This window comes from Methylobacterium sp. UNC300MFChir4.1, from assembly GCF_900110155.1.
In the GTDB taxonomy this organism is placed as follows: Bacteria; Pseudomonadota; Alphaproteobacteria; order Rhizobiales; family Beijerinckiaceae; genus Methylobacterium.
This window is the reverse complement of sequence record NZ_FOCS01000004.1, coordinates 299,625-306,781: the sequence shown is the minus strand read 5'-3', so window position 1 is coordinate 306,781 and position 7,157 is coordinate 299,625. Positions and strand designations below refer to the sequence as shown.

General features: G+C 72.5%; 6 protein-coding genes. 2 read left to right on the top strand and 4 right to left on the bottom strand.

The features are described 5' to 3' along the window. Positions 1-318 precede the first annotated feature (318 nt). A complete protein-coding gene (locus tag BMY19_RS08940) occupies positions 319-840 on the bottom strand; it encodes a DUF2244 domain-containing protein (protein ID WP_020092482.1) in 522 nt (173 codons plus the stop codon). 239 nt (positions 841-1,079) lie between these two features. Here BMY19_RS08940 and nth point away from each other — a divergent pair, with 239 nt between their 5' ends. Both nth and purC read left to right on the top strand, forming a co-directional pair. Next, positions 1,080-1,760 carry an endonuclease III gene (gene nth, locus BMY19_RS08935; protein WP_091926281.1) on the top strand — a complete coding sequence of 227 codons (681 nt, stop codon included), beginning with the start codon at positions 1,080-1,082 and terminating at the stop codon, positions 1,758-1,760. A 241-nt stretch (positions 1,761-2,001) separates the two neighbouring features. Beyond that, the gene (gene purC, locus BMY19_RS08930; RefSeq protein WP_010684691.1) at positions 2,002-2,796 is read left to right on the top strand and encodes a phosphoribosylaminoimidazolesuccinocarboxamide synthase; all 795 of its coding nucleotides are present in this window, start codon (positions 2,002-2,004) and stop codon (positions 2,794-2,796) included. A 6-nt stretch (positions 2,797-2,802) separates the two neighbouring features. Here purC and BMY19_RS08925 read toward each other — a convergent pair whose 3' ends face one another. From BMY19_RS08925 to BMY19_RS08915, 3 genes are read right to left on the bottom strand one after another with little or no spacing between them, the layout of a single operon-like run. Beyond that, positions 2,803-4,437: a glycosyltransferase gene (locus BMY19_RS08925; protein ID WP_100251469.1), complete on the bottom strand. Its 1,635-nt coding sequence runs from the start codon at positions 4,435-4,437 to the stop codon at positions 2,803-2,805. Then, positions 4,434-6,557, bottom strand: a complete 2,124-nt coding sequence (locus BMY19_RS08920) for a glycosyltransferase family 2 protein (RefSeq protein ID WP_244534865.1) — start codon at positions 6,555-6,557, stop codon at positions 4,434-4,436. The genes BMY19_RS08925 and BMY19_RS08920 overlap by 4 nt, the downstream gene beginning before the upstream one ends. Further along, entirely contained in the window at positions 6,469-7,146 is a 678-nt protein-coding gene (locus tag BMY19_RS08915; RefSeq protein WP_244534864.1) for a hypothetical protein, read from the bottom strand. The genes BMY19_RS08920 and BMY19_RS08915 overlap by 89 nt, the downstream gene beginning before the upstream one ends. Positions 7,147-7,157 lie beyond the last annotated feature (11 nt).

The window sequence follows — 7,157 nt, the reverse complement described above, 5'->3', positions numbered from 1 at the left end:
AGCCGCAAGGACAAACGCCGCCCGCGTCTCCCTTCCTCATTCCAACTTGTCAAAGAGCGCCTCAGTCGCCCGAGGCTCATCAGAGGCAAACAGAAGACCGCCCGGCAATCCCGCCGGCCAGTCCGGCCGCTTGTCAGAAGATGGCTCAGCGCCCGGTCCACTTCCGCGGCCGGCGCCGATGAGCCGGGGTATAGAGCCCTCGAATTTGCCCGTCAACAGCCCTGTTCCATCTCCGGGCTGTTTTTTCGCACGGCCCGGGCGATCGCTGCCGCGACGCCTCCCTGCCCTCTCAGGAGGCCAGAGAGGTCCGGGATCCGGTCAGTACCCCTTCTTCACCTGCGCGAGCGCCGCGCTGAGCCCCTGGGCTACCCGCGCCCGCTCGTCCGGCCCAGCGTCGCGCGCGACCAGCGCCTGCTGCCGGCGCGAGACCAGGGTCAGGCGCTGGAGGCCGTACTCGTCGTCCTCGACCGTCTCGAGCTTGGTCCAGAGCGGATTGAACCGCCACTCCCGCCGCTCACCGCGGTGGCTGACCCGGGCGAGCAGGATCTCGATCTGCGAGATCATCACCTCCTCGAAGGAGCGCCCGCGCCGGAAGCTCACCTTCAGCGCCGCGTAGATCGCCAGCATGTCGAGGCCGAAGAAGCCGGCCACGGGCCAGAAGCCCATGCGCCACGCCCAGACCGACACGGCGACCGAGACCGCGCAGCAGCCGGTCATGACCACCCGGAAGCCGCGCCGGCTCAACGACTGGTGCGGCCGGATCGTCGCGGTGAAGACGGGCCGGTCGATCGTGTCCGGATCGAGCCCGTACGGGTGGACGGAAGGATTGCCGCTCGCCATGCGATCCATATAACGCGCCGATGCCCGCCAGAAAGACTCCCCCGCCCGTGACGGATCGCGCCGGTCGCGCCGCCGCGGGACCGGCCGAGACCGCGTCCGAGACGGTATCCGGGACAGCCCCGACGCGGCGGGGCAAGGGCAGGTCCGGGAGCAAGGCCGTGGGAGCGTCCAAGAAGGCGTCCGGGCGGGCGTCCAAGGGAGCATCCGAGAGCGCCGTCTCCGCGCGGCTCGGGGGTCCGATCGGGCCGGCCGTCACCGCGCAAGTGGACACGGCTCCCGAGGCCGTCGACGCGGCTACCCTCGCCGAGATCTTCCGCCGCTTTCAGGCGGCGGAGCCGGAGCCCAAGGGCGAGCTCCACTACGTCAATCCGTTCACGCTCCTCGTCGCCGTGGTGCTGTCGGCCCAGGCGACCGACCGCGGCGTCAACCTCGCCACCGGCCCGCTCTTCGCGGTCGCCGACACGCCCGAGAAGATGCTGGCGCTCGGCGAGGACCGGGTCCGCGACTTCGTGCGCACGATCGGGCTGTTCAACACCAAGGCGAAGAACGTGGTCGCCCTCTCGCGCATCCTCGTGGAAACGCACGGCGGCGCGGTCCCGGCGAGCCTGGAGGCCCTGCAGGTCCTGCCCGGGGTCGGTGCTAAGACCGCGAGCGTGGTGCTCAACATCGCCTTCGGGGTTCCGCGGATCGCCGTCGACACCCACATCTTCAGGGTCTCGAACCGGATCCCGCTCTTCGTCGGCGCGACGACCGACAAGGTCCAGGCCGGACTCGAGGCGATCGTGCCGGACGCCTACCGCCTCCACGCCCATCACTGGCTGATTCTCCACGGACGCTACACCTGCAAGGCGCGCAAGCCCGAATGCCCGCGCTGCCTCATCGCCGACCTCTGCCGCTACCCGTCCAAGACGATCGATTGACGACCGCACGACGACCGCGAGACGCGCGCGCGACGGGTCGCGAAGGTCGTCCCGGGCACGTCCCGACCGGCCTCCGCAATCCCGCCCTGCGGGCTAACGCGTTGTGCTGGAAGCCCGCTTCCGCTAGTTTGGCGGCCGGTCGCCGGGGCCCTCGGGCAGAGGCCGTCCGGCGGCCCGACCTCGCGTCCGGTCGCCGCGCCGCGGATTCCTCCCCATCGTCGCGCATCAGGAGCCTCGGCCCATGGACTTCCTCAAACCACGGTACACGCCTATGAATCGCCGCCGTCGCATCTACGAGGGCAAGGCGAAGGTCCTCTACGAGGGGCCGGAGCCCGGCACGCTCATCCAGCACTTCAAGGATGACGCGACGGCCTTCAACGCGAAGAAGCACGAGGTCATCGACGGCAAGGGCGTGCTGAACAACCGGATCTCGGAGTTCGTCTTCCAGCACCTCAACGACATCGGCGTGCCGACGCACTTCATCCGCCGGTTGAACATGCGCGAGCAGCTGATCCGCGAAGTCGAGATCATCCCCCTCGAGGTCGTGGTGCGCAACGTCGCGGCCGGGTCGCTGGCGACGCGCCTCGGCCTGGAGGAAGGCACGCAGCTGCCGCGCTCGATCATCGAGTTCTACTACAAGAACGACGCGCTGAACGATCCGATGGTCTCCGAGGAGCACATCACCGCCTTCGGCTGGGCGACGCCCCAGGAGATCGACGACATCATGGCGCTGGCGATCCGCGTCAACGACTTCCTGTCGGGTCTCTTCCTCGGCGTCGGCATCCGGCTGGTCGATTTCAAGATGGAGACCGGCCGCCTCTGGGAAGGCGACATGATGCGCATCGTCGTCGCCGACGAGATCTCCCCGGATTCCTGCCGGCTCTGGGACATCAAGTCCTCCGACAAGCTCGACAAGGACCGGTTCCGCAAGGATCTCGGCGGCCTGATCGAGGCCTATACCGAGGTCGCCAAGCGGCTCGGCATCATGTCGGAGAACGAGAAGGTCCAGGGCGGCGGCCCGCGCCTCGTGCAGTAGGCCCGGTCAGGCGCCCGGCCGGCGCAGGGGCGCCGGTCCGGCCTCGGGAAACCCCGCGCGCAGCCGCGCGTGGGTCGAGAGTTCCGGGTCGAAGCCCGGGTGATAATGGGGGTCCTGCACCAGCAGCGACCCCCATCGCGTTCTCAGAGCCGCGATCTCGCGCGCGTGGCGGGCCCGGGCCTCTCGGGTCCAGCGGCGGCTCGCCGCCTCGCGGTGATGGAGGACCGCCCCGGGGACCAGGAGCGTGCGGTAGCCGGCCGCGTTCAGGCGCAGGCAGAGATCGACGTCGTTGAAGTCGACCGCGAAGACCGCCTCGTCGAAGCCGCCGACCGCGCGGAACTTCGCCGCCTCGACGGCCAGGCACGCCGCGGTCACCGCCGACACCGTGTGGGTGACGCGCAGGGCCCCGAGGTAGCCGGGGGCATCGCCGGGAAAGTGCCGGTGCCCGTGGGTGACGAGGCCGCCGGTGCCGAGCACGATGCCGCCGTGCTGGATCCGGCCCTCGCCGTCGAGGAGCTTGGCACCGACCGCCCCCACGTCCGGACGGAGGGCCTCCCGGGCCATGCGGGACAGCCAGTCGGGCCGGAAGGCCTCGACGTCGTTGTTGACGAAGACCAGCAGCCTGCCGCGGGCGCGGGCCGCGGCGGCGTTGTTCATCGCGGCGAAGTTGAACGGCCCGGGCCAGGGGACGACGTGCCCCCTCCCCTCCCCCTCCAGCGCCCGCAGGTAGGCCAGCGTCTCGGGCTCGCGACTGTCGTTGTCGCAGACGATGATCTCGGTCGACGGCCAGTCGGTGCAGCCTCGGAGGCTCTCGAGGCAGGGGCGCAGGAGATCCAGGCGGTCGCGGGTCGGCACGATGAGGCTCGCCAAGGGCCGCTCGTCCGGCAGGGGATGCTCGACCTGCACGAGACCGTCGGGCCCGACGGCCACGCCAACGCCCTCCCGCCCTGTCCGGTCGAGGTGATCGCGCACCAGCGCGTGGTGGGGGACGCGCCCGGTTTCGCCGCCCCGCGTCGCGGTCGAGGCGCCGCGCCGGACCGACAGGATCTCCGGCAGGTGGCCGATCGCGCCGGGACCGAAGCGCTCCGCGATGCGGAATGCGGCCTCGGCGGGACTGCCGGGATCGTCGCCGGGCTCGAGGGCGCCGCGTCGGCAGGCCAGCACGGGTCCGAGATAATCGAGGGCCGCGAGCCGGTCGGCGTCGAAGACCGGCGGCAGAAGCGGCAGCACCGCGCCGCCGGGTCTCTCCTGCACCAAGGCGTCGCCGTACAGCGCCTGCAGGTCGGGCTCGCGCGCGAACGCGGCGGCGATCCGGCCGGGCGCACCGGCGACGAGGACCCCGTCGCCGATCACGCGGATCGCGTCTCCCGGACCGGTCGGCGCGGGGGGGAAGCCGTCGAGGATCCCGGGCGGCAGGGCGAGCCGATGGTCGATCCCGATCAGGGCGGCGAGCGCCTGCCGGGCGCGCAGGCGCTTACCCGTCACGCGCGCGCGCAGGATCGCGGCCGCCGCCCGGGGATGCGCGAGGAGCTGGCGCGTCGCGCCCACCAGCGCGCGCCAGGAGCGGCGCGACGGTCCGAGATACGTCGCGGCATCGTGGCCCGACGCGCCGTCCGATGCGCCGTCCGACCGCGGCGTCATTCCAGATCCTCGCCGAACGTCGTGACCGACAGGGCGGGGTGGTAGAACGGATCGTGCCGGATCGCGGCCCGCCAGCGCTCGGAGAAACGGGCGGCCTCCTGCTCGAAGCGGGCGCGCTTGGCCCCGACGGACGGACCTCGGCTGACGGATTCGAGATGGGCCAGCGTCGCGGCCGGCGTCCAGACCGTCTTCCAGCCGGCGGCGCCGAGGCGGAGGCAGAAATCGACGTCGTTGAAGTCGACCGGGAATGCCTCGGCGTCGAAGCCGCCCACCGCCAGATACTTCTCCCGCGCGACGGCGAGGCAGGCGGCCGTCACCGCCGAGACCTCGTGCGCCACCCGCAGCTGGCCGAGATGGCCGGGCGTGTCACCGGGCCGGCGGCGCAGGATGTGGCCGGCCCGGCCGCCGAGTCCGACGACGACGCCGGCATGCTGCAGCGTGCCGTCGCCGTAGAGAAGCTTCGCCCCGACGGCGCCGACCTCCGGTCGGTACGCCTGCCGGACCATGGCCTCGAGCCAGCTCGGCTCCAGCACGGCGACGTCGTTGTTCAGCAGGACGACGATCGTCCCGGACGCCGCGGCGACGCCGGCGTTGACCATCGCGGCGAAGTTGAAGGGCTGCGGGTCCATGAGGATCCGGACGCGCGGATCGCCGCGCAGGGTCGCGTAATGGTCGAGCACCGCTGGATCGGCGGAGCCGTTGTCGACGATGATCAGCTCGATCGCCGCGTAGGCTGTCTCGTGGAGCACCCCGCGGCAGACGCGGGTGATCAGGTCGAGGCGGTCGCGCGACGGGATGACGACGCTCACCAGCGGCACCGGATCCGGCAGGGGCCACGCGAGGCGAACGGCACCGTCGTGGATCCCGGCGCGGAACAGCGGCTGTCCGGACCGGTGCGCGTCCAGGGCCGCGGCCCGGGCCGACGGGTCGAGACCGTCTCCGGCGCTGCGGGCGAGAATCCGCGGGACATGCGCCACCCGCGCGGCGGTGGTCATCGCCGCGATCGCGATGGCCGGCGCGAGCGCGGCCATCGGGCCGACCGGGCGCGCCATGGCCGCGGCCAGCCACGCCCGCGACAGGAGCAGGGGAAACCCGGGATAGCCGGTCGCCAGGGCGAGGTCCGGGCTCCAGTCCGGCTTCAGTTGCGGGCGACCGTCGGGGCCGACCGCGTCGCCGTAGGCGATGTCCGCTCCCGACAGGGCCTGGGCCAGCAGCGCCAGGGCCTCCGGCTCCGGGACGTCGCCGGGGCGCAGCAGGCACAGGGCGTCCGCCTCGCCGGAAAGTTCGTCGAAGCCGGAAGCCGCATCCCAGGTTCGATGCGACAGCGGCCCGTCGACCGATGCGGGCGGCGTCCCCGCCCACGCGACCTGGATCGAGTCGGGGCGGTGCGTCTGCGCGTTCAGCGCGTCGCGCGTGGCCGACAGCGGCGCCGCGTCCTCGGCTCGCGCGAGAACGACGCAGCGGATCCGCAGGGCGGAGGGCGCGACGCGGGCGGGCCGGGTCCGGGCGGCGGCCCAGGCCGGGAACCGGGCCATCGGGGTCACCGCGCAGGCGCCGCGCAGGATGTCGCGGTAGCGCCGTTCCGAGCCGCGGGCGCGCTCGTAGAGGGCGGAGACGCAGCGCCAGGGCCGGCGCAGGAGGCACTGCGCGAGCACCTCGACCTCGCGCCGGGCGCCGACCCGCTCGAGGGCGAAGTCCGCACCGGCAGAGAGACGAATCTCCCGGGTATCGGAGGGGATCAGCCCGAGCCAGTGGGCGAGCCCCTGCGCGGCTCCCGGCAGGAGGAAGTCCTGGACCGTCTCGTCAGGCCCTCGCAGGACGCGGAGGATCGGGCGCCGGGGCGCATTCGTCGGATCGCCGGCATAGCTCAGCACGATCCAGCCGGCGGGGTGGTCCGGGAGCACGAGGCGGCGATCGAAGACGGGATCGTCCGTGGATTCCAGCCGGAACCGGGTCTTCCGGCCGAGCCAGAGCCTGTCGCGGCCGGTCCGGGCAATCAGCGGGGTCGGATCGCCGAGGCGCGCCGCGGCGTCACTGGGCAGCGTCGCCTCCGCCGGGTGGCGCCGCGGCGACAGCCGGTTTGCGGCGGCGCGGCTTCGCGGCGGGCTTGCCGCCCGCACCCTTGCCGGTCCCGACACCCACCGCGATGTCGTAATCGGCTGTCATGGCGGCCGGAACCTGCAGCTCGTCGGCCACGACCGTGGCGAAGCCCTGCGCCTCTCCGGGCCCGACGATCACGCCGGCCCGCTCGGTGCGGCTCGAGACTGTCTTGCCGTCGTGGCGGATCTGGAACGTCACCGGCACATCGAACCGGCCCGGCGCGCCCGCCGGCCCGAGCAGGACGTTGATCTCGGCGCCCACCTTGACGGTGATCGAGCCGTCCTGACGCCGCGTGCATTCGCGGGCGAGACGGCCGAGGGAGAACTGGGTGCGCACCGTGTCGCCCGCGAGCGTGCGCGAGGCGGCCCCGCCCTCGGCGACCTCGACCGTCGGGCAATAGGCCGGGTCGAGGGCTTCGAGCTGCGACGGCGGGACCGTCGTGCCGCCGTACTTGAACAGGTTGGAGAAGATGTTGCCCTCCTCGGCCCGGCCCGGGGCCGGGGCGGCGAGCGACGCGGCGAGCACAAAGCCGCAGAGCCGGAGAGCGACGGTCCGGCGCCGGGCCATGTCCGGGGACCGCGTGAGGCTCCTGTTCCGATGTCCGATCATCGCACGGCTCC